Source organism: Corallococcus sp. CA054B (assembly GCF_003611625.1).
Lineage (GTDB): Bacteria > Myxococcota > Myxococcia > Myxococcales > Myxococcaceae > Corallococcus > Corallococcus coralloides.
In genome coordinates, this window is record NZ_RAVY01000044.1 from 19048 (window position 1) to 43839 (window position 24792).

General features: G+C 70.9%; 22 protein-coding genes. 9 read left to right on the forward strand and 13 right to left on the reverse strand.

The window, feature by feature from the left end; genetic code table 11:
• Positions 1-107: 107 nt before the first annotated feature.
• The 3 genes from D7V80_RS13855 to D7V80_RS13865 all read right to left on the reverse strand — a co-directional run bounded on the left by D7V80_RS13855 (position 108) and on the right by D7V80_RS13865 (position 3535).
• Positions 108-866: an energy transducer TonB gene (locus D7V80_RS13855; protein ID WP_120588606.1), complete on the reverse strand. Its 759-nt coding sequence runs from the start codon at positions 864-866 to the stop codon at positions 108-110.
• 117 nt (positions 867-983) lie between these two features.
• The gene (locus D7V80_RS13860; protein WP_120588607.1) at positions 984-1709 is read right to left on the reverse strand and encodes a response regulator transcription factor; all 726 of its coding nucleotides are present in this window, start codon (positions 1707-1709) and stop codon (positions 984-986) included.
• Positions 1706-3535, reverse strand: coding sequence for a HAMP domain-containing sensor histidine kinase (locus tag D7V80_RS13865; protein WP_120588608.1), 1830 nt, complete (start codon positions 3533-3535; stop codon positions 1706-1708). Before D7V80_RS13865 ends, D7V80_RS13860 begins: the two co-directional genes overlap by 4 nt.
• A 116-nt stretch (positions 3536-3651) precedes the next feature.
• On the opposite strand from D7V80_RS13865, the gene D7V80_RS43640 reads away from it, so the two are divergent.
• Complete coding sequence (locus tag D7V80_RS43640; protein WP_304987572.1) at positions 3652-5010, forward strand: hypothetical protein; 1359 nt, start codon at positions 3652-3654, stop codon at positions 5008-5010.
• Positions 5011-5035: 25 nt separating this feature from the next.
• Here D7V80_RS43640 and D7V80_RS13875 read toward each other — a convergent pair whose 3' ends face one another.
• Positions 5036-6064, reverse strand: coding sequence for a lipoate--protein ligase (locus D7V80_RS13875; RefSeq protein WP_120588609.1), 1029 nt, complete (start codon positions 6062-6064; stop codon positions 5036-5038).
• Between the two features lie 159 nt (positions 6065-6223).
• Here D7V80_RS13875 and D7V80_RS13880 point away from each other — a divergent pair, with 159 nt between their 5' ends.
• The gene (locus D7V80_RS13880; protein WP_120588610.1) at positions 6224-6976 is read left to right on the forward strand and encodes a pyridoxal-phosphate dependent enzyme; all 753 of its coding nucleotides are present in this window, start codon (positions 6224-6226) and stop codon (positions 6974-6976) included.
• Positions 6977-6988: 12 nt separating this feature from the next.
• On the opposite strand, the gene D7V80_RS13885 is transcribed toward D7V80_RS13880, so the two are convergent.
• Positions 6989-7774: a hypothetical protein gene (locus D7V80_RS13885; RefSeq protein WP_120588611.1), complete on the reverse strand. Its 786-nt coding sequence runs from the start codon at positions 7772-7774 to the stop codon at positions 6989-6991.
• Positions 7775-7965: 191 nt separating this feature from the next.
• Between D7V80_RS13885 and D7V80_RS13890 the strand changes: the two genes are divergently transcribed.
• Both D7V80_RS13890 and D7V80_RS13895 read left to right on the forward strand, forming a co-directional pair.
• Positions 7966-8892, forward strand: a complete 927-nt coding sequence (locus D7V80_RS13890; protein WP_120588612.1) for a triacylglycerol lipase — start codon at positions 7966-7968, stop codon at positions 8890-8892.
• Positions 8893-8914: 22 nt separating this feature from the next.
• Positions 8915-9973: a lipase secretion chaperone gene (locus D7V80_RS13895; protein ID WP_120588613.1), complete on the forward strand. Its 1059-nt coding sequence runs from the start codon at positions 8915-8917 to the stop codon at positions 9971-9973.
• Positions 9974-9979: 6 nt separating this feature from the next.
• Here D7V80_RS13895 and nadE read toward each other — a convergent pair whose 3' ends face one another.
• The 8 genes from nadE to D7V80_RS13935 all read right to left on the reverse strand — a co-directional run bounded on the left by nadE (position 9980) and on the right by D7V80_RS13935 (position 18529).
• The gene (gene nadE, locus D7V80_RS13900) at positions 9980-10975 is read right to left on the reverse strand and encodes an NAD(+) synthase (protein ID WP_120588614.1); all 996 of its coding nucleotides are present in this window, start codon (positions 10973-10975) and stop codon (positions 9980-9982) included.
• 2 nt (positions 10976-10977) lie between these two features.
• Positions 10978-12570 carry a class I adenylate-forming enzyme family protein gene (locus tag D7V80_RS13905; protein ID WP_120588615.1) on the reverse strand — a complete coding sequence of 531 codons (1593 nt, stop codon included), beginning with the start codon at positions 12568-12570 and terminating at the stop codon, positions 10978-10980.
• The gene (gene asnB, locus D7V80_RS13910) at positions 12567-14537 is read right to left on the reverse strand and encodes an asparagine synthase (glutamine-hydrolyzing) (protein ID WP_120588616.1); all 1971 of its coding nucleotides are present in this window, start codon (positions 14535-14537) and stop codon (positions 12567-12569) included. The genes D7V80_RS13905 and asnB overlap by 4 nt, the downstream gene beginning before the upstream one ends.
• Positions 14538-14544: 7 nt before the next feature.
• Positions 14545-14793: an acyl carrier protein gene (locus D7V80_RS13915; RefSeq protein WP_014398060.1), complete on the reverse strand. Its 249-nt coding sequence runs from the start codon at positions 14791-14793 to the stop codon at positions 14545-14547.
• A 108-nt stretch (positions 14794-14901) separates the two neighbouring features.
• Positions 14902-15498, reverse strand: a complete 597-nt coding sequence (locus D7V80_RS13920) for an acyltransferase (protein ID WP_120588617.1) — start codon at positions 15496-15498, stop codon at positions 14902-14904.
• Positions 15495-16037, reverse strand: a complete 543-nt coding sequence (locus D7V80_RS13925; protein WP_120588618.1) for a DapH/DapD/GlmU-related protein — start codon at positions 16035-16037, stop codon at positions 15495-15497. Before D7V80_RS13925 ends, D7V80_RS13920 begins: the two co-directional genes overlap by 4 nt.
• A gap of 3 nt (positions 16038-16040) precedes the next feature.
• Positions 16041-16904, reverse strand: a complete 864-nt coding sequence (locus D7V80_RS13930) for a hypothetical protein (RefSeq protein ID WP_120588619.1) — start codon at positions 16902-16904, stop codon at positions 16041-16043.
• A gap of 134 nt (positions 16905-17038) precedes the next feature.
• A complete protein-coding gene (locus D7V80_RS13935) occupies positions 17039-18529 on the reverse strand; it encodes a mechanosensitive ion channel family protein (protein ID WP_120588620.1) in 1491 nt (496 codons plus the stop codon).
• Between the two features lie 83 nt (positions 18530-18612).
• On the opposite strand from D7V80_RS13935, the gene holB reads away from it, so the two are divergent.
• From holB to D7V80_RS13960, 5 genes are all read left to right on the forward strand, one after another.
• Positions 18613-19647, forward strand: coding sequence for a DNA polymerase III subunit delta' (gene holB / locus D7V80_RS13940; RefSeq protein WP_120588621.1), 1035 nt, complete (start codon positions 18613-18615; stop codon positions 19645-19647).
• A gap of 8 nt (positions 19648-19655) precedes the next feature.
• Positions 19656-20960 (forward strand): DNA polymerase III subunit delta, encoded by a 1305-nt coding sequence (holA, locus tag D7V80_RS13945; RefSeq protein ID WP_120588631.1) that lies wholly within the window; start codon positions 19656-19658, stop codon positions 20958-20960.
• Positions 20961-20985: 25 nt separating this feature from the next.
• Positions 20986-21435 (forward strand): hypothetical protein, encoded by a 450-nt coding sequence (locus D7V80_RS13950; RefSeq protein WP_014398053.1) that lies wholly within the window; start codon positions 20986-20988, stop codon positions 21433-21435.
• A 340-nt stretch (positions 21436-21775) separates the two neighbouring features.
• Positions 21776-23668, forward strand: coding sequence for a M4 family metallopeptidase (locus tag D7V80_RS13955; protein WP_370452490.1), 1893 nt, complete (start codon positions 21776-21778; stop codon positions 23666-23668).
• 231 nt (positions 23669-23899) lie between these two features.
• Positions 23900-24790, forward strand: coding sequence for a patatin-like phospholipase family protein (locus D7V80_RS13960; protein ID WP_120588623.1), 891 nt, complete (start codon positions 23900-23902; stop codon positions 24788-24790).
• The last annotated feature ends 2 nt before the right edge of the window (positions 24791-24792 follow it).

The following is a 24792-nucleotide window of genomic DNA, read 5'->3' on the forward strand; positions in this document are numbered from 1 at the left end:
GCGCGACGGGAGTTTCCTAACGGGCCCGCACTCCCGCCGCGATTCTTTTCCCCACCCGAGGGGGAGACAGGCGTCCGGCCGCTTCCACTGGCGGACACCTGCCCCTGCTACCGGGGCATCTTCAGCTTGATGTTGAACGTGTACGACACGTTCACCGCACGGCCCTGGAAGGTCAGCGGCTGATACGTCCGCGAGTAGAGCGCGTCCAGCACCGCGTCATCCATGAACGGCAGGCCGCGGATGATGCGGCAGTCGCGCACCCGGCCCTCCGTGGTGATGACGCACTTCGCGATGAGCATCCCCTCCACGCCCGCGCGCCGCGCCTCGTCCGTGTAGCTGAACTGCGAGCCGCTGAGCATCTTCGGGGGCGTCATCCCGCCCTGGAAGGGCAGCACGTCCGTGCCCGTGGGCGCGGTCGGCACGAGGCCCGCCACGCCGATGGCGCCGATGGGGCTGGTGCTGTTCGGATCCCCGTTCGGGTCCCCGACAGGACCGGACTCGCCCGTCCCCGTCGCGTCGGTGGTGGCCGCCGCGTCCGCGATCGTCGCCGGCTCCGGCGTCGCCTCCGGCGGATCCGCGGGCAGCGGCGTCGGGTTCAGCGGGATGCGGTCCGTGCGCGGCTTGGGCTTCGGCTTCGGTGCGGGGGTCGTGGCCGGCTTCGGCTGCGCGGCCTGCTTCGTCCCCAGTTGGATGGTGGGCTGATGGAAGACGATGTCCTTGAGCGGCTGTTCGACGGTCTCGGGCGGGCGGCCGGAGATGAAGAACACCAGACCCAGGAGCCCCGCGTGCACGCCGATGGACACCCACGCGCCCGTGCCGAACCGTCCCGAGCGCACTCCCCGCCGTTCGATGACCGACTCAAACATCTGACCCGCCTCCTGTTCGGGGCGGACGCTCCAGGCGTCCCGTCCCCACAAGATGCAAGGTACGAAGTCCCGCCAGTCGAAAGGCCGTCAGGGCTCCATGTGTCGGTCATGATTTTGTCATGACGGGCCGCCGCTCAGGACCTCCATGCGGTAGCCCACGCCGCGCAGCGTGTGGATGGTGAAGCCGGACGTGCTCGTCCACCCGAGCTTCTTCTTCAGGTTCGACACGAAGTTGTCCACCGTGCGCGGATCCACCACGACGTCCCGGCCCCACACCGCGTCCAGGATTTCGCCGCGGGGCAGGGCGCGGTCGCGGTGGCGCAGGAGGAACGCCAGCAGGTCGAACTCCGTGCGCGTCAGGTCCACTTCACTGCCGTCCGCGCGCAGCACCGCGCGGCGGCCCAGGTCCAGCGTGAAGGCGCCAAAGGTCACCACCTGCGGCGGCGCCGTGCCCGCCCGGCGCACCAGCGCCTGCACGCGCGCGAGCAGCTCGCGCAGCCGGTAGGGCTTGGTGAGGTAGTCCTGCGCGCCGGCCTCGAAGCCGCGTACCAGGTCGTCCTCCAGCGAGCGCGCGGTGAGCATCAGCACCATGCTCTTCACGCCCTCCGCGCGCAGGCGGCGGCAGAAGCTGTAGCCGTCCTCGCCCGGCAGCATCACGTCCAGGATGAGCAGGTCGAACGCCCGCGACGCCAGGTGCGGCGCCGCGTCCTTCGCGGACGGGGCGTCCGTCACGTCGTAGCCCTCGTCGCGCAGGTTGTCGCGCAGGCCCGTGCGCAGGTTGGCGTCGTCCTCGACGATGAGGATGGTGGGGCGGGTGGTGGAGCCTGGCGTCTGCGTCGTCATCGGCGCGTCTCGGGAAAGGTCAGGGCGAAGGTCGTGCCTTCGGGGCTGGAGGAGGCCACCTGGATGCTGCCCTGGTGCAGGCCCATGATTCTGCGGCACAGCGCCAGCCCCAGGCCACTTCCATGCACCTCCGGCCCGGGGGTTGTCAGACGGTAGAAGTCCTGGAACACGCGCTCCCATTCCTCCGGGGGGATGCCCACCCCGTTGTCGCTGATGAGCACCGTGGCGCCAAAGCCCGGCTGCGGATAGGCGCGCACCGTGAGGACCACCGGGCTTCGCAGGTTGTAGAGACAGGCGTTGCGGCCCAGGTTGGCGAAGAGCATCCGCACGAGCGACGCGTCCGCGTCCAGTTCCACGTCCCCCACGTCCGAGCTCAGCTCCACCGGCACGGTGACGGCGTCCATCAGGTCGTGGCGCAGGTTGCCCACCGCCTCCTCCAGCCGCACGCGCGCGGGCCTGAGCGCCCAGCGCCCCTTGTCGATGCGGTTGAACGACAGGATGTTCTCCACCAGGAAGTGCAGCCCCTCCGCCGCGCGCACGATGCGGGTGGGGTAGTCCCCCGCCTCCGGGCTCTTGCCCAGCCGGCGCTCCAGCGTCTCCCCCAGCAGGCGGATGGACGCGAGCGGCGTGCGCAGTTCGTGGGACACGGTGGAGACGAAGTCGCTCTTGAGCTCCACGAAGCGGTACTTGCGCTGCTGGGCCACCACCGCCAGCGCCGCGATGGCCGACGCGAGCGCGCCGCATGCCGCGACGAGCAGCGTCTTCAGGCCGTACCGCGCCTCGATGTCCGCCTCCGCCGCGGCCCAGCCGGGCGTGGCCACCTCCAGCCCCGGGTGCTTCAGGGGCCGCGCCACGCCGCCGGGCCCCAGCCGCACCTGGCCATCCCGGGGGATGAGGTTGCGACCGCGCAGCTCCTGCGTCAGCTCCGACAAGAGCGCGCCCATGTCCACGGCCAGCCCGTGCACCTGCTCGGCCGCGGGCTCCACGTACCACTGCTCGGCCAGCAGCGTGGGACCGTCCAGCGGCTCCGGAAGCACCAGCGCGCCCGCGCCGGCCTCCTGCACGCGCGCCACGAAGGCGTCGAACGGCTCCGACAGGGTGAGGCTCAGCGCCACGATGCGCGCCTGGAGGAAGTTGAAGTCCGGCTGCGTGAGCTGGGACCGGGCGCGCAGCAGGTTTCGCTGGAGCCCCGCGTCCCGCGCCATGCCGCCCAGCTCCTCCGGAAGGCCTTCGCGCACCAGCGCGCGGATGAGGGGCTGCGTGCCCTCGCCGCGTTGCAGGTACTCCACCATCAGCAGCGTGAAGGGCAGCTCCTGATCCGCGGGCAGCGGGTGCGCCGCGTGGTAGCGCAGCAGGGACTCCACCGCCGCGTCCTTGCGCGCCTCGCTGCCAGAGGCCAGGGCGGCCCCCGCCGCGCGCAGCCGGGCCAGCCGTTCTTGATAGGGGGAGGGGGCCTGACCGTCGTCCAGCGCGTGCGCCAGCATCGTGTAGTTGGCCTGGGCCGGGACGTCCGCGCCCTCCCGGGGCCAGTCTACGCGGGGCAGGAACTGGTGGCCGCGGAAGAGCAGGTAGTAGCCTTCGGCGGGCAGCAGCGGGTCGCCCACGGCCGAGTTGAGCTTCGGCAGGTGGGTCTTCATCATCTGCGCGAGCGCGGTGCGCAGCGACTCGGCCGCCAGCTGCTCCAGGGCAATGCGCCGCGAGCGCACCTGGGCGCGCGCGTCCTCACGCTCCTGGGTGAAGATGCGCTGGAGGCTCACCAGCCCCCAGCCCAGGGCCAGCAGTCCGCAACCCAGGGCGACCAATGTGGGGAGGAGTCGGCGCAGCATTCGCGTCCCGCGGGACTGTAGCAGTGTCGACAGGTTTGCGGGCCTGGAGCCTCCAGGGTGAATAAAGTGGGGGAAGCCCGCGTCCCCTGGGGTGTCTGGAGATCGGAGACGGAGTCATGGGTTCTCGATGGTGGATGGGTTTGATTGTCGGCCTGGCGACCCAGGGGGCGTTCGCGCAGACCTCGCCGGTCGCCGCGGATGACTGGGGCGACGACGCGTACGTCCAGGATTCCAACGCGGAGGATTCCGGGCCCATCGCGCCCTCTCCGCCCCCTGACCTGCCCGCCGAGTCACCGACCCCCCGGCCCTATGCCGGCGCGGTCTGGACGTCCGGGCACTGGTACTGGGACGGCGACAACTGGCAGTTCAAGTCCGGCGGCTGGGTGGAGCGCATGCCCGGCTACCAGTACGTCAACGGCTACTGGGCGCAGGACGGCGACGTCTGGCGCTGGGTGTCCGGCGGCTGGGCCCAGGAGGGCTCCACCGAGGTCGAAATCCCCGTGGAGGTCGCCAGCGAGGACGTGACGGCCACCCAGGCGCCTCCGGCCTTGCGCGTGGAGACGCCGCCCCCTGCGCCGTCCGTGGGCTACACGTGGGCGCCGGGCTACTGGTACTGGGGCGCCAACGGCTACGAGTGGATCTCCGGCTCGTGGATGGAGCCGCCGCGTCCGGGCCTGGTGTTCGTGTCGCCGCACTGGGTGCGCCGCGGCCCGTCCTGGGTGTTCGTGGGTGGCGGCTGGGGCTGGAACGGCTCGGTGCGCGTCGTCGTCCCGGTCTACCGCCACGCGCACATCTCGTTCTCCTTCGGCCGTCCGAACGTGTTCCTGCGCTCGTGGTACCGGTACCCGGGCGTGTCGTGGCGCTACTACGGCTACGGGCACGACCGCTACCGCCCGGGGCGCTACCACTACTCGCGCCCGGGGCCGTACCGGTACAACAGCCCGCGCGTGCATGACGCGTCGCCCGGGCGCTACTCGTCCAACGGCGGACGGGGCAACAGCCGTCCCGGGCCCTACCGTCCGCAGGGCGGCGGCGTCCACTCGTCGAACAACGGCAACGGCGGCAACAGCGGCGGCTGGGGTGGCACGCGCAGCCCGCCTCCCGGTGGGAACGGCACGCGCGGTGGCGCGCACCAGTCCAGCGGCGGTTGGAGTGGCGGCTCGAACCCCGGGCGTCCGTCGTCCGGTGGTGGCTCCAGCAGTCCCGCGCGTCCGCCGTCGGGTGGTGGGGGACGCTCCTCGTCCAGCAACGGTGGCGGTTGGGGTGGCGGCTCCGTTCGCGTCCAGCAGACCGGCGGCGGGTCCTCCAGCAGCCACGGCGGCGGTTGGGGGGGCGGCAGCTCCGGCCGCGGCGGTGGCTCCTCCTCGCGCGGTTCCAGCGGTGGCGAGTCTCACGGCTCCAGCCGCGGCGGTGGCAATGGCGGCGGCGGCTGGGGTGGCAACGGCGGCGGTGGCCACGGTGGTGGCCATCGCTGAGTGAAGTGACGGCGGATGGGCCGGGTCAGACCTCGACCTGGCCCATCAGCCACGTCTCCAGCTCTCCCAGCTCGCGCTCCTGCGAGGGGTGACGGGCGCGGACCTCGGCGACGGCCTGCTGCATCCCGTCGCGGCTGTGCGGCTTGCCGGTGAGCGCCGTCTGCAGGTCCTGCACGAGGTCCGGGTAGAGCGCGTCCGAGAAGACCTGCGCGCGGGTGACGTGTCCGTTCTCCGCGTCGACGTGGACCTCGAAGAAGCCCCACGACAGGTACTCCACCATCTGGTGGCTGAAGCGGGGCGCGTTGCCGAAGCGCCAGTCCCACGACGCGTAGTGATCGAACGTGCGCTTGAGCGACGGCTGGTTCTCCAGGAACGAGGGCTCCAGCAGCTCCGGCTCCGCGGTGGCGCCGTGGAAGTCGCAGAAGGCGCCAATCATCGCCTTCACCAGCGACTCATGGGAGACCTCCGGCTGGAGGTCGCGGATGTTCATCACGCGCGAGCGCACGGACGCGCTGCCCTTGGACTCCAGCTTCTTCGGGTGCGGCGTGAGGTAGTTGGCCAGCCGCGCCAGGTTGGCGTGGATGAGGAACGTGCCGTGGTGGAAGGCGCGGTCCTTCGTCTCGCGGTACGCGCTGCCGCTGATCTTCCGGGGGCCGTCCTCCAGCGGAATCACCAGGTCGTTGCGCCCGGACGCCTGCGCCGTGACGCCCAGCCGCGACAGCGCGTCCAGCAGGATGGTGACGTTCGCCGTCTTGTTGTAGCCCTCCTTCGCGGACAGGAACGTGAAGCAGGTGTTGCCCAGGTCGTGGAACACCGCGCCGCCGCCGCTGGTGCGCCGCGCGAGGAAGACCTTGTCCTCCTCCATGCGCGTGAGGTTGCACTCGGACCACGGGTTCTGGTTGCGGCCGATGACGACCGTGTTGTCGTTGCGCCAGAGGAAGAGCGTTTGGGTGGAGGGATCCAGCTCGCGGAAGATCCAGTCCTCGGTCGCGAGGTTGAACCAGGGGTTGTACGTCTCCGACAGCAGGATGCGGACGCGCGGGGCTTGAGACATGGGCGCGGAGCATAACCGCCCGCCACGTGCTTGCAGGGACTTGCGCCGTCCCACGCAGGACATCCGCCCCGTCCCGGGGGCAATGGCCGCGGGGAGGGCCCTTCGGAAGACTCCGGCGCGTGTCGGGCGCGGAATACGAGTGCGCGCCAGGGGGCGGCCATGCGTGGAGTGTTTTCCCTTTCGCGTCCGCAAGCGGGCGGGCCGGTGGTGCTGTGGGGTGGGGCGCAGCCGTCCGGCAGCCTCAAGTACCTCACCTTCGCACGCTACCTGGCCGCGATGCCGCCGGGCTCGCGCGGGCTGGTGGAGCTGTCCGGCGCGTCGAGCGCGCTGGCGCTGGACGTCCTGGGGCGCGAGCGGGGCCTGCCCACGGTGGCCCTGACGGACGCGGCGGGGGCGGTGTACCTGCGCGCCCACGGCTTCCAGGGGCAGGTGCGCCAGGTGGACTCGATGGCGGACATGTTCCACCAGGCCCAGTCCCTGGAGCGCGAGGGCTGGAGCTGGCCCCGGCAGCTCACCAACCGGGCCCTGGTGGCGTGCGTGGAGGCGTGGGCGTCGGGCTTGCGCGCGCAGGTGCGCGAGCGCTTCCCCACGGTGCGGCACGTGGTGTGCGGCTTCGGCACGGGCGCGACGCTGGTGGGCCTGACGCGCATCTTCATGGCCGGTGGTTACACCGTCACCGGCCTGCAGCCCGCGCCCGGGAAGGCGGTGCCCGGCTGGCGCACGTGGGCGTCCCAGAACCTGGGAGCGGAGGACCTGTTCTTCGAACACCAGCCGCGCATGCTCCTGGCCACGGCCGCCCCCGCGCCGGATGCCTTCACCGCGCTCCTGGACTGGGCGCGCCAGCAGCCGCATCCCGAACGGGTGCTCGTCATCGCGCACAACGCCCGGGAACCGGACCCCGCCCGCGCCTGACGTGCCGCGCGCCTACCGGTGCATCGCCTCGAGCCGCGCCCGCACGGCGGCCACTCCGTCGCGCGGGTACGCGGGCACGTGGGACAGCTCGCGCTCGGCCAGCCGCAGGAGCGTGCGCGCGAGGCCCGGTGTATCGCCTTCCAGGGCCCGCGCCAGCTCACCGCCGGTCTCCGGATACACGCGCTCCACGCGCCGCACCGGATCCAACCCGTCCAGCAGCGAAGCAGCAGGGGCGGGGACATGGCGCGCGAGCAGCAGGCAGAACAGGCGCACGGCTTCGTAGAGCCGCGAGCGCCCGCTGAGCCCTTCGCCGCGCGCATGGCGCCCCACGCCCACCAGCACCTGCGTGAGCCATTGCCCGAACAGCCACGCGTCGTCCGGGGCCGTGCGCTGGAGCTCCACCGCCGTGTCCCGCGCGCGCTCGTCCATGCGCTCCGTCACGCCGCCCTTGTCCAGCAGCACGCGGTAGCGGTTGACGCGCGCGAATGACAGCTCCTCCAGGTCGAACACCGCGAACTCCAGCAGGTGCCCGTCGCGGTACACGACCTTGAGGCCGTGCGCCGTCTCGCGGAACGCCAGCGCCACGTCCTCCGCGCGGGGCAGCCAGCCGCGCTCCTGTCTCAATGTTTCAGCGTGTCCGGGCCAGGCGACGACGAAGAAGTCATGGTCGCTGAAGTCATCCGGCGCGTAGTCGCGCGCCGCCATCGAGCCCAGCGCCACGAGCCCGCGGAAGCGGCCGTCCGCGTCACCCCTGCGCGTCAATTCCGTGGTGAAGGCCTGATAGGCGGCGGTGTCCAAGCGCGTGCTCCTCTGGGAAAGGCCCGCATGCTGCCAGTTCAACGCGGGGCGTTAAAAGTCTGGCCTGACCCGGAGCTGACACGCTTTTCAGTTAATCCTGAGGTTGGCTTGATTTTTATCAGGGGCTCGCCTTATGGGCTGATTCGCGGGTCAATCCCTTCGATGATCCGCACCCCCAATCAGGAGCCTGTATGCGAAACGCCGTCCGGACCCTCGTTCTGACCGTCGCGGTCCTTGCCCTCTGGGCGCAGCCTGCCCGTGCGGATACGTACACGCAGACGAAGTACCCCATCGTGCTGGCGCACGGCATGGCGGGTTTTGATTCGCTGTTCGGGGTGCTCGACTACTTCTACGGCATCGAGTCGACGCTGAAGTCGGGCGGCGCGAAGGTCTACATCACGCACGTTCCGCAGTTCAACACGAGCGAGGCGCGCGGTGAGGCGCTGCTGGCGCAGGTGCAGGACGTGCTCGCGCGTTCGGGCGCGAAGAAGGTGAACCTGATTGGCCACAGCCACGGCGGCCTGGACGTGCGCTACGTGGCGGCGGTGCGGCCGGACCTGGTGGCGTCCGTGACGACGGTGGGCTCGCCGCACAAGGGCGCGGACCTGGCGGACTACCTGCGCAACAACCTCAAGAATGGTTCGTTCACGGAGGGCGTCCTGGCGTACTTCGCCAACAGCCTGGGCACGGTGCTGGGCCTGCTGTCCGGCCACACGCAGCCGCAGAACGCGATTGGCGCGCTGGCGGCGCTGAGCAAGTCGGGCGGCGCCGCGTTCACCGCGAAGTTCCCCGCGGGCATCCCCACCACGTCCTGCGGCAGCGGCGCGGCGACGGGCGCCCAGGGCCAGCGCTACTACTCCTGGTCCGGCACGGACCCCTTCACCAACATCCTGGACGCGTCTGACTACGCCATGAAGCTGTCGTCCTTCTTCTACAGCGAGTCCAACGACGGCCTCGTGGGCCGCTGCAGCTCGCACTTCGGCACGGTCATCCGCGACAACTACGACATGAACCACCTGGACGAGGTGAACCAGGTGCTGGGCCTCACCGCGTTCTTCACCGACCCGAAGTCCGTGTTCCGCACCCAGGCGAACCGCCTGAAGACCGCGGGCCTGTAATCCGCTCCAGGAGTGCCCCGCCATGAAGAGCCGCGCCGTCATTCTCGTGGTCGCGCTGTGCGCCCTCCTGGGTGCCGGCGTCTTCTCGTGGTGGAAGGTCCGGGCGCCTGATGCGCCCGGACCCGCTGTCCCGCCGTCCGCCGTTCAAGCCGCCCAGGCGCCGAAGCCGCTGGGGACGTCTCCCTCCGTTCCCGGTGCCGCCGCGACGCCGGGCCCGGCCCCGCAGGCTGGCTCGCCGCTGCCGCCGCTGCCCGGTTCGCTGAAGGACACGGAGGAGGATGGCGCGGTGCTGGTGGACGCGTCCGGGCACCTGGTGCCGAACGCGGACCTGCGCCGGTTCTTCAACTACTACCTGTCCGCCACGGGCGAGGAGCCCGCGTCGCTCATCCGCGAGCGCATCCTCACGGCCCTGCGCGCGAAGAAGCTGCCCGCCGCCGCCATGGACGAAGCGGTGCAGGTGCTGGACGACTACCTGGCCTATCTGGAAGCGGCCCGGGGGCTGGCGTCGAAGGGCTCCGCCGCCACGATGGATACCGCCGAGCGCCTGGAGGCCCTGCGCAAGCTGCGCCGCGAGCACCTGGGCCCGGGCGTGGCGGACGGCCTCTTCGGGCAGGAGGAGGCGGTGGATGCCGTCGCCGTGGAGCGGCTGAAGCTGATGAACGACGCGTCGCTGACGAAGGAGGAGCGCGAGCAGCGCATGGCGGCCCTGGAGGAGCGGCTGCCCCCGGACGTGCGTGCCAGCCGCGAGGAGGCCGTGCGCCCGCTGCGGCAGCAGGCCGTGGAGCAGGAGCTGCTGGCGGCGGGAGCGACGGCGGAGGACCTGCACCAGCACCGGCTGTCCACCGTGGGGCCGGAGGCCACCGAGCGGCTGGAGGCGCTGGACGCGGAGCGCGCGCAGTGGAAGCAGCGGCTGGCGGACTTCCGCGCGAAGCGCGCGGCGCTGGGCCAGAGCGAGCCAGACCCTGCCCGGCGTCAGGCCGCGGTACAGCGGCTCTTGTTCGACTCATTCACCCCGGAGGAGCGCCTCCGGGTGGAGGCCGCGGACACCATCGAAGCGGCCTCCGGTTCCGGAGGCGGGTGAAGCGCTTCAGGAGATCTTGAAGGGCTTCAGCTCGCTGACCTCTTCGAGCAGCAGCGGCTGCGCGTGGAGGTACGCGGTGGTGCGGCGCTTCTGGTCGATGTCGTCGTAGACGCGCTGGATCTGCTGCGGCGTGAGGCCCATCTCCGGGGAGACCTCCTCGGGCGTGATGCCGTGGTTCTTCGCCCAGAGGATGAGGTCCAGCTGCGAGTAGTGCACGGAGAAGTAGAAGTCCTCCTGCGACTGCTCCAGGCTGAACGTGTCCGTGGTGGGCTCGCGGTTGAGGATGCCGTCGATGACGCCCAGGTGCCGCGCGAGCTTGTACGTCTGCGTCTTGTAGAGGCTGGCGATGGGCTTCACGTCCGCGGAGCCGTCGCCCAGCTTCACGAAGAAGCCCTGATCATACTCCAGGCGGTTGGGCGTGCCGGACGCGGCGAAGTTCAGCCGGTCCGCGTGGAAGTACTCCATCATCTTGCGCACGCGCTGCTTGAAGTTGGTGGCGGCGACGATCTGCACGTACGCCTGGGGCGTGAGGCGGAAGCGCTGCTCCTGCCCGTTCACCTGCACCACCACGTAGAAGACGTTGAGGGCGTCGGTGTTGAGCCGGTCGCCGTGCATGACGATCTTCCACTTCATGTCCGGCTGGAACTCGGGGAACACGGAGCGCACGGCCGCGTCGCGCTGCGAATAGCACCCGGCGGCCTCCAGCACGGGCGCGATGTCGTGCAGCGTGTACTGGATGCCCAGCTTCTCGCAGAGCTCGCGGCCCAGCTTGGAGGACAGGCCGCTGGAGTCACGCTCCGGCAGCAGCAGGCCGAAGACGCGGTCCGGCCCCAGCGCGCGCACCGCCAGCGCGGCGACGCACGCGGAGTCGATGCCGCCGGAGACGGCGACCACCAGCCCGCGCTTGCGCAGCTTCTTGAGGACGGCCTCCTTGAGCCCGTCGGACAGCGACGCGGCCTTGGCCTCCCAGTCCAGTTCCAGCACCTGCTTGGAGAACTTCATCGTCACGGCGACCTCGGTTCAGGAGAAGAGAGTGAAGACAGCACGCGCGTGCGCAGGTCGGCCTTGAGCACCTTGCCGGTGGGCCCGCGATTGAGCGCGTCAATGAACAGCACGTGGCGTGGCACCTTGTGGGCCGGGAGCGCCTCGCGGCAGAAGCGGCGGAGGTCATCCTCCTGTGCGGTGGCGCCGGGGTGGAGGACCACGGCGGCGCACGCGGCCTCGCCGCCCAGGTCGTCCGGCACGCCCACCACGGCGACCTCCAGCACGGCCGGGTGGCGCGCGAGGACGTGCTCCATCTCCGCGGGGCTCACCCGGTGGCCGCCGACCTTGAGGATCTCCTTCGCGCGGCCGACGAGGAAGAAGAAGCCGTCCGCGTCGCGCCACGCGAGGTCGCCGGTCCACAGCCAGCCGTCGTGGAGGATGGCGGCCGTGTCGTCGGGGGCGTTGAGGTAGCCGGGGGTGACGTTGGCGCCCCGGGCCACGAGCTGGCCCACTTCGCCGTCGGGCAGGGGCGTGCCGTCGTCCGCGACCACGGCGAGCGTAACGCCGGGGATGCCCTGGCCAATGGAGCCCACCTTGTCGGTGGCGCGCGAGGGCGGCAGGTAGGAGAGCCGCGCGGTGGCCTCCGTCTGGCCGTACATGACGAACAGCTCCGCCGGGTGGAAGGCCTCGCGCGTCCAGCGCACGGTGTCCGGGGACATGCCGCCGCCGGCCTGGGTGAGGTAGCGCAGCTTCAGGTTCGCGAGTGAGTCCGGGGCGGCCTGACGGCGCAGCAGCTCGAAGGTGAGGGGCACGCCCGCGAAGCCGGTGCAGGACTCGGTGGCCATGGCCTCCAGCACCACCCGCGGGTACATGAAGCGCGGATCCAGGAACACGGAGCCGCCCGCGAGCAGGTGCGTCTGGAGCACGCTCTTCCCGTAGCAGTAGTGCAGGGGAAGGATGAGCATGGCGCGGTCGCGCGGCGTGAGGCCCAGGTACTCCACGATGGAGCGCGTGTTCGCCGCGATGTTGGCGAAGGTCTGCACGACGCCACGGGGCGTGCCCGTGCTGCCGGACGTATAGACGATGGACGCGGGCGCATCCGGAGGCAGCGAGGGCAGGGTGGCCAGAGGCTCCGAGCTGGCCTCTGGATCCACCGCGCCGTCCTCCTGCAACCACGCGCACGAGGCGGGCTTCAGGAGCCCGAGCATGCGCTCCGGAGGACGGGAGCCATGGACGATGAAGAAGTGGGTGAGCTGAGAGCGCCCCGTCCAGCGCCGCGCGTCCTGGCCGAAGATGACCGCATGGCGGGCACCCGTCTGCGCGAGGATGCTGGCCAGGGAGTCCGCACCCGTCTCGCGGTCCAGCTCCACGGCGCAGGCACCCAGGGCCTGCACCGCGAGACTCGCGACAGCCGCCGCGCAGCCCAGGGGCAGGGCAATGAGGACCCGAGCCCCGGGCTCAACGCCAGAGGCCCGCAGCTGTCCCGCGAGCGCGAGCATCCGTGCTTCGAGCTGGGAATAGCTGAGCCGCGCCCACGGCGAGTCCACCGCGGGCGCATCCGGTGTAGAGGCCGCGTGGCCACGGACCCATGACGGCGCGGTGTCCGCGCTCACGCGGCCTCCAACTGCACCGCGTCCACGTCCGCCTGGGGCACGGGCTTCGGCTTCAGGAAGTGATGCGCCAGCAACTGCGTGGACGCCACGGCGAACAGTGCCATCGTGTCCGCTTCGCTCTCCGCGGAGTTCGGCGCCCGCAGCTTCGCGACCAGCCGCTCCACCTTGCGCGCGTCGAAGACACCCGTCGCCGACACCGCCTCCGGGGCCAGCAGCTCGCGCGCCCAGGCCGGTGCATCCGGGCCCACCAGCGCTCCCGCGATGGGTGCGCGGTACGGGAACTTGCTGCGCTCCAGGATGGACGCCGGCACCCGGCCCTTCGAGAAGCGCTTGAGCAGGTGCTTCTCGTCCAGCCCTCGGAGCCGCAGCCGCTCCGGCACCCGCGCGGCGAACTCCATCACGCCCGTGTCCAGGAACGGGAAGCGCCCTTCCACCGCGTTGCCCAGCAACATGCGGTCGCCCTGCGCGGACAGGAGGTAGCCCGACAGCAACGTCCGAGCCTCCAGGTACTGCGCCCGCGCCAACGGCCGCCACTTCGCCACCGCGTCCGGTACCGTCGCGAGCACCGACGCCACCGGATCCTCGTCCGCCACCTTCGCGGCGAACTCCGGCGCGAGGAAGCGCAGGATGCGGCCGCTGTTGCCCCACCGCACCAGGTGCGAGAACCCCAGCGCGTCCGGCGTCTCCAGCCCCGTGCCGAAGAACTCGCGCAGCAGCTCCACGTTCTGCTGGCTCACCGACAGCGTCGGGTACAGCCGGCGCAAGAGCAGCGGCCGGTACTTCGAGCCCGGCTGGCGCGCCCAGAACTGGCGCACCTTCGTTTCCTTGAAGAGGTCGTAGCCGAGGAACATCTCGTCCGACCCTTCACCCGTCAGCACCACCTTGATGCCCTGGTCGCGCACCCACCCGGACAGCCGCAGGAACGGCGCGGGCGCGGAGCGCATCATCGCCTGCTCCGCGTGGAAGATGACCCCTGGCACCAGCGCGCCAATGTCCCCGTCGCGCATCTCCACCACGCGGTGCTCGGTGCGCAGCTGCTCCGCCACCGTCGCCTGGTGCGTGCGCTCGTCGAACCGCGCGTGCGCGAAGCCCACGGAGAAGGTCCGCAGCGTCCCGCCCAGCTGCTCCTGTGCCAGCGAGCACAGCAGGCTGGAGTCCAACCCACCCGACAGATACGCCGCCACCGGCACGTCCGCGCGCAGCCGCAGGCGCACCGCCCGGTCCAGCACCGCGCCCAGCTCCTCCAGCAGCTGGGGCGCCTCCGCCGCGTCCGGCGTCACGCCGAAGTCCAGGTCCCAGTAGCGCTGGAGCGTCAGTGTTCCATCACGCCACTTCGCCACGTGCGCGGGCGGCAGCAGCGACACGCCCTCGAAGGACGTGCGCGGCGCCACCGGCGCCCAGAGCTGGAACGTCTGCTTGAGCCCCCGCGCGTCCAGCACCGGCGTCACCAGGCCGCCAGCGAAGAGCGCCTTCGCCTCCGACGCGAACGCCAGGTGCCCTTGCGGAAGGTGCGCGTAGAACAGCGGGCAGATGCCCACGCGGTCGCGCGACATCCACAGCGTGCGGTCGCGCGGATCCCACAGCGCGAAGGCCCACTGGCCCTCGAAGCGGCGCACGCAATCGATGCCCCACGTGAGGAACGCCGCGAGGATGACCTCCGTGTCCGAGCGCGTGCGGAAGGCATACGCCCCCGACAGCTGCTCGCGCAGCTCCACGTGGTTGAAGATTTCGCCGTTGAAGACGACCGTGAGGCCGGTGGCCTCGTCGCGCATCGGCTGGTGGCCAGAGGCCAGGTCGACGATGGACAGCCGCGCGTGCCCCAGCGCGGCGCCGTCCAGGAGCAGGGCCCGCTGCGCGTCCGGCCCCCGGTGCTTGATGCTGGCGGTCATGCGGCGCAGGCGGTCGGCGTGCTGCGCCGTGCCCGAAGCGTCACCCGCCGGGAAGGTGAACCCCGCGATGCCGCACATGGGCGTCTCAGCTCGCCTTCGCCAGCGACTGCTTGCGGTCCACGAAGGCCACCACGCGCGACAGCGAGTCCAGGTTCTCCGGCACCAGCTCCTTGTCGTCGAGCTTGATGTGGAACTCCGTCTCGATGAAGGCCACCAGCTCCATCATGCCCGTGGAGTCGATGAGGCCCTTGCGCAGGAACGAGTCGTCGTCCGCGAAGTCGTCCACGAAGAAGGTGTCGACGATGAAGGTGCGAAGCGTGTCACGCGTGCTCATGGTTTGGGTCCTGTCGTTGAAAGCGAGATGGGGTGTGGGAGGGGATGCGGAAAAAGTACGCGCCCGGCGCTTTTTGCTGAGCGCCGGGCGAAGCAAGCAAGCGGCCTGTTACGTGCCCGTGGCGTCGCGGGCCACCAGGTCCAGGCTCATGCTGCGCGCCGGGTTGCCCATGGCGAGCGAATCCGGGGGCACGTCCTGGGAAACGATGCTGCCGGCGGACACCACCGACCGTGCACCGATGCGCACGCCGGGTAGCAGGATGGCGCCGTGGGCCACCCAGACGTCGTCCTCGATGATGATGGGGGCGATGCGCTGGCCGTCCCGGTCGCTCACGCGCACGAACGACGCGAACATGCACCGGTCGCCAATCTGCACCGACTCCCAGGCCTCCACCGACGCGCCGTAGTTGAACTGGGTCTCGTTGCCCACCAGCAGCCGCGCGTGCTCGTAGCAGACCACCGACGTGGACAGCATGCCGCCCAGGAACGTCAGCTTGTCGCCCAGCTCCGCGTGGCCGTCGTTGCGCGCCGTCACCGGGCCATACGCCGCCACGCCCCGGCCCATGCGGAAGTCGCGGAACAGCCAGCGCGCCCGCGCCACGGCCACCACGCGCTCGGCGCGCGGAAACACCTCCGTGCGCACCATCTGGAGGCCCGCGCGCGCCAGCTGGAGCGCCTCGGCCCGGGAGGGGAGGGGAGGCTTCATCGCGCCACCTCGCGCCGCAGCACCCGGGCCGGAGAGCCGCCCACCGTCACGCCCGGCGGGATGCGGCGGGAGATGACCGTGCCGGAGGCCACGCTCGCGCCCTTCTGCAGGTGCGCGCCCGGCAGGAGGATGGAGCGGCTGCCCACCGTGACGCCTTCCTCCACCACCAGCGGCACCGACTGCGGCCGCTCGTGCCGGTTGCCCCGGACCGGGTGGTACATGTTGTCCATCAGCTTGCACCACATGCCCAGACGGCTGCGCGCGCCCAGCGTCACGCATGATTGCGCTTCGATGGAGCTGCCTCCCTCGATGGTCACGTCGTCTTCAATCACGATGCGTCCCCCCCGCTGAGCGTGCAGCTCGATGGGCGCCAGCCGCGCGTCGAACAGCACGCGGTCCCCCACCTCGATTTCACCCTCGCCGTGAATCCACACGCGCCCCCAGACGGTGGGGATGGCGCCCACGGCTTCACAGCGGCGCAGCTTCCAACGCGCGACGGTCGGCCCCAGGCCGAGCAGCATCATCAACGGAACGCGCATGGCTCAGGGCCCGGCCTTCGCGGCGGCCGGTGCTTCCGGCAGGGCCGCCAGGAACGTGACGAGCGCGGAGGCCACGCGCGCCTGCCCCTGCGCGTTGAGGTGCCCCCCGTCATCCGAGTAGGCCGGCACCATCGCCGGATACGCGCGGCCGTTGACCTCGTACGTCTCGCGGGTTCCGTCCGGCCGCGACGACTCCAGCGCCGCCAGGTCGAACAGCGGCTCCTTGCCGCCGTAGGTCTGCCGCATCAGCGCGTTGAACGCCTCGCGCGACACGTTCTCCCCCACGCCGAACACCGCGCGGCCACGCAGCTCGTTGAACCACGCCTTCGCCCCGCGCTGCACCGTCGTCAGCGGCGCGGTGACGTGCACGAAGGTGACGCCCGGGTGGCGCGACTTCAGCCCTACGAGCGTGGCGCGGTACTTCTCGAACAGTGACTTCGCGTCCGTGCTGGAGGTGAAGTCGATGTAGCAGAACTTCACCAGCGCCACGTCCACCTGCTTCGCGACGCCGCCGTCCAGCAACTGCTCGAAGTGCGCGAGCTTCGTCTCCGGCTGCTCGTTCTGGCCCACGAGCGCGTGCGCCAGCGTGCCCGGCGCAATCGTGGCGTTCGCGTCCTTCACCTCCACGATGGCGGGCGTCTTGGAGCCCGGCGCGTTCGGCAGGCCCCGCACGCCGTCCAGGATGTTGCCGCCCACCGACTGGTGGCCAAAGAAGACGCGGCGGTGCGTCAGCCGCTCCATGCCCGCGACCGTCGCGTCTGGCTTTACCTGGGCCGAGGCCGCTGCGCTCTGGGGCAGGGCCATCAACAGCGCGCCGGGAAGCAGCAGCGCGCCCAATCGCGCGGGGAAGCCACGAATGTCTTGCATGTGTGAACCTTTAGACCTTTCAGGCTCCAAGCGTCAAAGGCCCCGGCGTCGCGGCTGGATGCATGCCTTCCAGGCCGCCACGCAGCGCGTAACAGAGGGTCGTGATTGCCCCGGAGTTGTGCGGGGAAAATCCGCTATTCGTGCTTCAGGCCGAAGAGCGAGCGCAGCCTTCCGAGGATGCGGCCCGCCTCGGGCGAGTGGTCCGGCCCGCCACCCGCGGCCTGGGCCACGGCGCGCAGCTGGGTGCGGCGCTGGGCGAGGAGCGCGGAGAGCTGCCGGGCGAGGCCCGGGTAGTCGGAGAACAGGCGCGCGAAGGTGGGCCGGTCCAGCTCCAGCAGCACGGAGTCCTGGAGCGCCACCACCGTGGCGGCGCGGGGCTCGCCGGTGAGCAGGGACATCTCCCCGATGTACTGGCCCGGCCCCAGCCGCGTGATCTCGGACTGGAGCGTGCCGGCGCGCACGCTGACCTCGCCGGAGGCCACGACGTAGAAGGTCCCGCCCTCCTCGCCCTCCTGGATGACGCGCTCGTTGCGACCGAAGCGGCGCACCACCACCTCGCACCGCAGGCGCTCCAGCTCCTCCGGGCCCAGCGGCGCGAAGAGGTCCACCTGCCGCAAGAGGTCGCGCACGGTCTCGTCCGCCAGCTCGCGGCGGCGGTGCTTCGTCTCGCGGCGCAGGGTCACCGTGCGCTGGGCGTGGGGCAGCTCCATGCCCTCGCGGCGCAGCCGGTACCACAGCCGCGTGTGCAGCTCCTCCTTCACGCTGTCCGACAGCGCGAAGTCATTGAGGAACACGCGCACCATGTACTGCGCGTTGGACTCCGTGAAGGTGACCGTGCGCGCGATGGGCGGCGGCTGCACCAGCACCTGGGGAATCTCCCGGGCCACTTCCAAGAGCGCCTGCTTCACCTGGTTGGGCGGCGCGTCCAGGGACACGCCCACCTGCACCTCGATGCCCACGGGCTCGCGGTGCTGGGTGAAGTTCTTCACGTGCTCCTTGCCCACCATGCTGTTGGGCAGGGTGATGACCTCGCGCCGGAAGTTGGCGATGCGGATGGAGCGCCACCCGATGTGCACCACCCGCCCGGTGTGCTCGCCAATGCGGATGAAGTCGCCCACCTCGAACGGCCGGTCCAGCTGCAATGACAGGCCCGCGAAGAGGTTGCCCAGCGTCTCCTGGAGCGCCAGACCGATGACCACCGTCAGCACCGCGGTGGACGCGACCAGGCCCGCCAGGTCCAGGTTGAGCTGGCTCTGGAGGATGGGGACGGTGGCGAGCGCGTAGAGCGTGAAGTCGATGACGTCGCGCAGAATCTTGGGCGTCGTCACCGGCGAGCGCATCCGCACCAGCTTCAGCGCGAACGCCACCGCGGCCCGGATGACGCCGTAGGCGAACGTGAGCATCCAGCCCACGTTCGCGAACTTGCGCAGGCCCTCTGGCGTGGAGCCCTCCGGCAGGAAGCGCGCCGCCAGCCGCAGCACCAGGAAGGCGAGCAGCATCCGCACCGCGCCCCGCAGGTCGTCGCGCAGGTCCGGGTCGCGGGTGGTCCGCTGGATGCCCAGCAGGAGCACCGTCAGGATGGAGCCCGCCAGCAGGGGAAGGTAGCCTTCGAGGAAGTTCAACACGCCCGGCGAATCAGACCGGTGGCGCGCGCACGGGTCAAGGTGGCGGTTGACGGGTGGTCGCCGAGCGGGGATACACGCCCCCCATGACGCTTGCCTCGGTGCAGGGACAGCCCCGCGCGATGGATGCGCTCCAATCCGCCCTGCGGTCCGGCTCGGTGCATCACGCCTACCTGTTCGCCGGGCCCGAAGGCGTGGGCAAGGAGCTGGCCGCGGTGGGGTTGGCGCAGGCCCTCACGTGTCCGGAGGCCCCGGAGGTGGGCTGCGGAAAGTGCGCCAGTTGCGTGCGCATCTCCAAGGGGCTGCACCCGGACGTCACCTGGGTGATGCCGGATGACGAGCGCGTGTCGCGAGGGCTCGCGGGCCGCTCCGACTTCACCGGCACGCCCAGCCGCGAGCTGCGCGTGGAGCAGATAAGGCAGCTCCAGGAGCGCCTGGCGCTGCGCGGCCTGGAGTCCAAGCGCAAGGTGGCCATCCTGGTCAGCGCGGAGCAGATGAACGTCCAGGCTCAGAACGCGTTCCTCAAGACGCTGGAGGAGCCGCCCGCGGAGACCACCCTCATCCTGGTGGCGAGCGCCATGGACCGGCTGCTGCCCACCATCCGCAGCCGGTGCAGCAAGGTGTACTTCGGTCCGCTGCCCGTGGACCTGGTCGCACGGCACGTGCAGCAGGAGCGCAAGCTGGACGCGGACACCGCCGCCCTGGCCGCGGTGATGTCCGGAGGCAGCCTGGGCCGCGCGCTCGCGCTGGACGTGGACGCGCTGAAGGAGCGCAAGGACGTCCTCACCGCCTTCGAAGGCCTGAGCGGCAACGACATCCCGGCGCTCTTGCGCTTCGCGGAGGCGCACGGCGGCTCGCGCGAGGACGCGGACACGGCGCTGGAGCTGCTCATCCTGTGGACGCGGGACGTGTCGCTCGCGAAGGCCGGGGCGCTGGAGGCGCTGGCGAACCGCGACCTGAAGGCGCTGGCGGAGGACGCGGCGAAGCGCACGTCGGAGGCCGCGCTGCACCGGCGGCATTCGCTGCTGGAGTCAGCGCGCACGGCCATCGGTTCGCGCAACGGCGCGCCCCGGTTGCAGCTGGAGCGGCTGCTCATCGAACTGTGCGTGGAGGGCCGGTGAGCGCGGACATGGACGAGGTGCTGGCGGAGGTGAAGGGCGGCAAGGTGTGGCCGCTGTACCTCCTGTGGGGCGAGGAGTTCCTGGTCAGGAAGGGCGCCGACGAGCTGGTGAAGACGCTGGTGCCGGACGCCGCCATGGGGCTGAACCTCGCGGTGCTGGACGCGGCCTCCCCGCGCGAGGTGGCGCAGGAGCTGGCCACGCTGCCGCTGTTCCCCGGGCGCAAGGTGGTGCTGGTGCGCGACCCGGAGTTCCTCGCGCCCAAGAAGGGCAAGGGCGACGCGCTGGCCAAGGCGCGCGACGCGTGGAAGGCGGGCAAGCGCAAGGAGGGCGCGCGGCGGCTCTTGGCGCTCGCGGGCCGCGCGGGCTGGGGCGTGGAGCAGCTGGACCCCCGCGTGCCCGGCGCGCCCTCGGTGGAGCAGTGGAAGGAAGAGCTCAACGTGGACCTGGCGGAAGCCGACCTGGCCTTCCTCCAGGAGGCGGCGGCCTTCTGCCGTGACGAGCGCATCAGCGCTCCGGAAGGGGACGCGTCCGCGCTCCTGGAGCTGCTCCAGAAGGGCGTGCCGCCGGGGCACGCGCTGGTGCTCGCGGCCACGGACGTGGACTCGCGCAGCCCGCTGCTCAAGTTCGCGCAGGACAAGGGCCGCCTCTTCGAGCGCAAGGTGGCCGCGCGCCACAAGGACCTGGACCTCAGCGAGATCTCGAAGGAGTTCCTCGCCCCCTTCAAGAAGAAGCTGGGGCCGGGCGCGCTGGAGGGCTTGAAGGAGCGCATCGGCGGCAACATCCGGCTGCTCCAGTCGGAGCTGGAGAAGCTGGCCGTCTATGCGGAGGGGCCCACCATCGAAGCGCAGCACGTGGCGCTGCTGGTGCACCACGCGCGCGAGGAGGAGTTCTTCGAGCTGACGGAGGCGCTCCAGAAGCGCGAGCTGCGCGACGCGCTCTCCTACGCCGAGGACGCGATGGGGCAGGGCACGCACGCGCTCCAGTTGCTGGGCGCGGTGGCGTCCATCGTCCGCTCACTCCTGGAGAACCACGCCTGGCTGGAGAAGTACGCGGGCGGCCAGCCGCCGCGCACCGGCCGTGACGTGGAGGCGCGCATCCTCCCCAAGCTGGAGGCCGAGCTGAAGGCCACCAAGCGCAAGACGCCCAACGCGTGGGCGCTCGCGTTCGGCATGCAGGCCGCCGCCCGCTACGAGCGCCGCGAGCTGCTCAACGCCCTGGTGGCGTGCGCGGACGCGGACCTGGCCCTGAAGTCCTCCGCCAGCGGGAAGCTCGTCATCGAGCGGCTGTTGTGGACGGTGTGCACCCGCGCCTGAAGGGGCCCGGGCTGAAGGAGCCGCCATGGCGGACAAGCGACGCTTCGACCTCTTCGCGGACCTGCTCGTCACGCGCTTTCCCCAGGCCCTGCGCGTCTATGACATCGCCGGTGGCATGGGGAAGCTGAACGAGTCCCTCACCCAGCGCGGGCGCACCGTCACCACCTTCGACCTGCGCCACAAGCACCTGCCCGTGAAGTACGCGCAGCGGCTCTTCACCCTGGAAGAGCCTTGCGAGGCGGAGCTCGTCGTGGGCATGCACCCGGACGGCGCCACGCGGATCATCATCGAGTACGCCGCGCGCCACGGGCTGGGCTTCGCCGTCGTCCCTTGCTGCTCCGACAATGGGATGCCCTACAAACCGTGGATGCGGCACCTGGCCGACGTGGCCCGCGATGCCGGCTTCACCACGGTGGAAGAGGCCGCGCTCCCCATGGACGGACGCGCGCGGGTGCTGCTCGGCGTGTGGCGCTGACGCACGCCGCGCGAATTCGTGGCCATGCTTTGCACACCAAGAAAAAGCCGCTAGCCTGGGATTGTCCGAATAGAGGACGCACCTCGTGTGCACTGTCACGGTTCAGGACAGGGGCCCGCGAGCGGCGAAATGCCCAGCAAGAACGGGCGTTTGCGCCAGAGATGTAACGAGGACTTCCACATTACAGAAGATTTACTGGGCACTGATGTGCCAGCCGTTTTTCGAGGCCTTCCCGTACTGCGAGGCATTTCGCGGACTTAATGAGTTGGCCTGAAGAATGCTGAAAGGAGCGCTGTCCCGGCGACCACCCCCTTTGCGCCGGGCAGGAGGCAGTACCTTGGTGCGCACTCGTTTCGTTTCAGCCCTGCTGGCCTTCCCCCTCATCGCTTGTGGCGTCGGTGAGACGGACACCAACACCCAGAAGGATCAGCAGAAGCCGGATGAAGTCGCCGAAGTGCAGAACGCCCTGAGCGTGATTCCGGGCGCCCAGATTGTCGGCACCAACGAGGATGGGACGCCGCACACCATCCAGGGCCGCCTGGGCCAGGCGGACCGCCCGCTGACGGGCTTCGCGTCCGCGGAAGTGCACTCGGCCATCGCCGGGTCGCTGCCCTCCATCGCGTCGCTGTTCCGCCTGAACGCGTCCGACCTGCAGGTCCGCCGCATCAACGTGGACGAGCAGGGCGTTTCGCACATCCGCTACGCGCAGACGCTGAACGGTCTGCCGGTGGTGGGCGAGGAGCTGGTGGTGCACGTGGACAGCTCGGGCGCCATCTTCGGCGCGAACGGCTCCGCTCGCTCCGGCGGCGCCGTGTCCGCGCGCCCGCTGGTCGCCGCGGAGGCGGCCCAGACGGCGGCGCTGCGCGACACGAAGGGCTCGGACCTGGCCGCGGAGGGTGCGCACCTGGTCTACGTGAAGGCCGAGGACGGCCGCCTGCGCCTGGCGTACGAGGTGAAGATCACGGGCGAGAGCGAGCTGATGCCGCTGCGCGACCGCGTCTATGTGGACGCGCTCAACGGCGCCACGCTGCTGCGCGTGCCGGAGATCCACACCGCGCTCAACCGCAAGGTCTACAGCGCGAACAACGGCACCAGCACCCCGGGCACGCTCAAGCGCAGCGAGGGCCAGGCGGCCATCGGTGACTCGCACGTCGACACCAACTACGACATGCTGGGCTACACCTACGACTGCTACAAGGTGCTCTTCAACCGCGACTCGCTGAACAACGCGGGCACGGCGCTCATCAGCACGGTGCACTACAGCCGCAACTACGTGAACGCCTACTGGGACGGCACCCAGATGGTGTACGGCGACGGCGACGGCGTGAACTCCATCGAGCTGGGCAAGGACGCGGACGTCACCGTCCACGAGCTGACCCACGCGGTGACGGAGTACGAGTCCAACCTCACGTACTCCGGCCAGTCCGGCGGCCTCAACGAGGCGATGTCCGACACGTTCGGCGCCGTCTGCGAGAGCCGCGTGAACGGCTGGAGCACGGCTCCGGCCATCTGGATGGTGGGCGAGGACGTGTGGACGCCGGGCACGGCGAACGACGCCCTGCGCTACATGGACGACCCGGCGAAGGACGGCGTGTCCAAGGACTGGGCGGCCAACGTGACGTCCAGCACGGACGTGCACTACAGCTCCGGCGTGCCGAACCTGGCGTTCGCGCTGCTCTCCAAGGGCGGCGTGCACCCGCGCGGCCGCAGCACCATCAACGTGCCGGCCATCGGCGTCGAGAAGGCCGCTCGCATCTGGTACTACGCCAACACCAACCTCTTCACGGCGAGCACCACGTTCGCGCAGGCCAAGACGTGGACCGTCCAGGCCGCCGCGGCGCTGGGCTACACCGCGGCCGAGCAGGCTGCCGTGACGGCCGCCTGGGAAGCGGTGGGCGTGGGTGGCACGACCCAGCCGACCACGTGCATCGCGCTGACCAACGGCGTGGCGAAGACGGGCCTGTCCGGCGCGGCCAGCTCCAACACGATGTACTGCATCGACCTGCCGGCCGCGAAGGCGTCCCAGTACGTCATGAGCGGCGGCACGGGTGACGCGGACCTGTACATCAAGTTCGGCTCCGCCCCGACGACGACGTCCTACGACTGCCGTCCGTACCTGTCCGGCAACAACGAGTCGTGCAGCGCGGCGGCGAAGACCGCGGCGGGCAAGATGTACATCATGGTGCGCGGCTACTCCGCGTACAGCGGCGTGTCCCTCAAGGCCACGTACTGAGTCCTCGCGCGGGTCCGGCGTGAGTCCACGCCGGGCCTCGTGAAGGTCACCTTCCGCCTCCGGGGCTCCTGTCCCGGGGGCGGTCGTGTTTGCGGCCTCCGGCGCTCGGGGAAGCTCCCGTGTGAGGCCGGCCAGGCGCGGGTGTCCGGCCGCCTCGGGGTGGAGGCACGGCCGCCCGGGCCTTCGCGCTGGGAGCAGGGTAGGGTGACCTGACTTCGCGCGGGAGGACGCATGCGGCGCCGGCTGGGCCTGATGGTGTTGACGGTGGTGGTGGCTTCCGGGGCCCTGTCGTGCCACCGGGACACGCGCGCTTCGCGCACCTGCGTGGTGCTGTCGGTGGGCGGCACCAAGGGGCTCGCGCACGTGGGCGCGCTGGATGCGCTGGTGGCCCGGGGCGTGCCCATTGACTGCGTGGTGGGCAACAGCATGGGCGCGGTGGTGGGCGGCCTCTACGCGTCCGCGCCCGGCGCCAACCTGCGCCAGCGCTACCACTCCTTCTTCACCGCCTACGAGGAACAGACGCGCAAGGTCGCCGCGACGCGCGGCGCGGTGGGCGCGGCGGTGGGCCTGCTCGCGGTGCTGGTGTCGGGCGGCGCGCTGGGACCGGCCGTGGCGGCGGGCGCGCTGGGCGCGGCGGGTGGCGCGGCGACCGTGCCCCCCTTGAGCCATGAGCGCTTCACCCAGGTGCTGGATTCCTTCTACGCGGGCGCGCGCGTGGAGGAGCTCCCCGTGCCCTTCGCCACCTTCCACCAGGAGCCCTTCGCGGGCGGCATCCGGCTGGTGACCGTCACGCGCGGCTCGCTGGCGGAGGCCGTCTCCGCGAGCGCCTCCAACCCGCTCCTGTTCAAGGACGCCACGCTGGAGCGAATCGACCCGGGCGCGGATCGCGTGTCCGCGACGCCCATCCATGACGCGTGTCAGCTGTTCCCGGGCGCGCGGCTCATCGCCATCAACGTCACCGGCGAGCCGGCCTTCTACCGCTCCGACCTGGGCTGCGACGTGCGGGAGGTCCGCGTGGACGTGGCCATGCCCCCGGTGGAGGCCTTCACCGGCCGGGGCCCGGCCTTCGAGGCCACCTACGACGCGGGCCGAGACGCGGTGATGCGGGCGCGGCTGGACTGAGA

Excerpts from the sequence above, each read along its gene's own strand:
- D7V80_RS13855 (WP_120588606.1), bottom strand. The coding sequence starts at position 866 with ATGTTTGAGTCGGTCATCGAACGGCGGGGAGTGCGCTCGGGACGGTTC.
- D7V80_RS13860 (WP_120588607.1), bottom strand. The coding sequence starts at position 1,709 with ATGACGACGCAGACGCCAGGCTCCACCACCCGCCCCACCATCCTCATC.
- D7V80_RS13865 (WP_120588608.1), bottom strand. The coding sequence starts at position 3,535 with ATGCTGCGCCGACTCCTCCCCACATTGGTCGCCCTGGGTTGCGGACTG.
- D7V80_RS43640 (WP_304987572.1), top strand. The coding sequence starts at position 3,652 with ATGGGTTCTCGATGGTGGATGGGTTTGATTGTCGGCCTGGCGACCCAG.
- D7V80_RS13875 (WP_120588609.1), bottom strand. The coding sequence starts at position 6,064 with ATGTCTCAAGCCCCGCGCGTCCGCATCCTGCTGTCGGAGACGTACAAC.
- D7V80_RS13880 (WP_120588610.1), top strand. The coding sequence starts at position 6,224 with ATGCGTGGAGTGTTTTCCCTTTCGCGTCCGCAAGCGGGCGGGCCGGTG.
- D7V80_RS13890 (WP_120588612.1), top strand. The coding sequence starts at position 7,966 with ATGCGAAACGCCGTCCGGACCCTCGTTCTGACCGTCGCGGTCCTTGCC.
- D7V80_RS13895 (WP_120588613.1), top strand. The coding sequence starts at position 8,915 with ATGAAGAGCCGCGCCGTCATTCTCGTGGTCGCGCTGTGCGCCCTCCTG.
- nadE (WP_120588614.1), bottom strand. The coding sequence starts at position 10,975 with ATGAAGTTCTCCAAGCAGGTGCTGGAACTGGACTGGGAGGCCAAGGCC.
- asnB (WP_120588616.1), bottom strand. The coding sequence starts at position 14,537 with ATGTGCGGCATCGCGGGGTTCACCTTCCCGGCGGGTGACGCTTCGGGC.
- D7V80_RS13915 (WP_014398060.1), bottom strand. The coding sequence starts at position 14,793 with ATGAGCACGCGTGACACGCTTCGCACCTTCATCGTCGACACCTTCTTC.
- D7V80_RS13920 (WP_120588617.1), bottom strand. The coding sequence starts at position 15,498 with ATGAAGCCTCCCCTCCCCTCCCGGGCCGAGGCGCTCCAGCTGGCGCGC.
- D7V80_RS13925 (WP_120588618.1), bottom strand. The coding sequence starts at position 16,037 with ATGCGCGTTCCGTTGATGATGCTGCTCGGCCTGGGGCCGACCGTCGCG.
- D7V80_RS13930 (WP_120588619.1), bottom strand. The coding sequence starts at position 16,904 with ATGCAAGACATTCGTGGCTTCCCCGCGCGATTGGGCGCGCTGCTGCTT.
- holB (WP_120588621.1), top strand. The coding sequence starts at position 18,613 with ATGACGCTTGCCTCGGTGCAGGGACAGCCCCGCGCGATGGATGCGCTC.
- holA (WP_120588631.1), top strand. The coding sequence starts at position 19,656 with ATGGACGAGGTGCTGGCGGAGGTGAAGGGCGGCAAGGTGTGGCCGCTG.
- D7V80_RS13950 (WP_014398053.1), top strand. The coding sequence starts at position 20,986 with ATGGCGGACAAGCGACGCTTCGACCTCTTCGCGGACCTGCTCGTCACG.
- D7V80_RS13960 (WP_120588623.1), top strand. The coding sequence starts at position 23,900 with ATGCGGCGCCGGCTGGGCCTGATGGTGTTGACGGTGGTGGTGGCTTCC.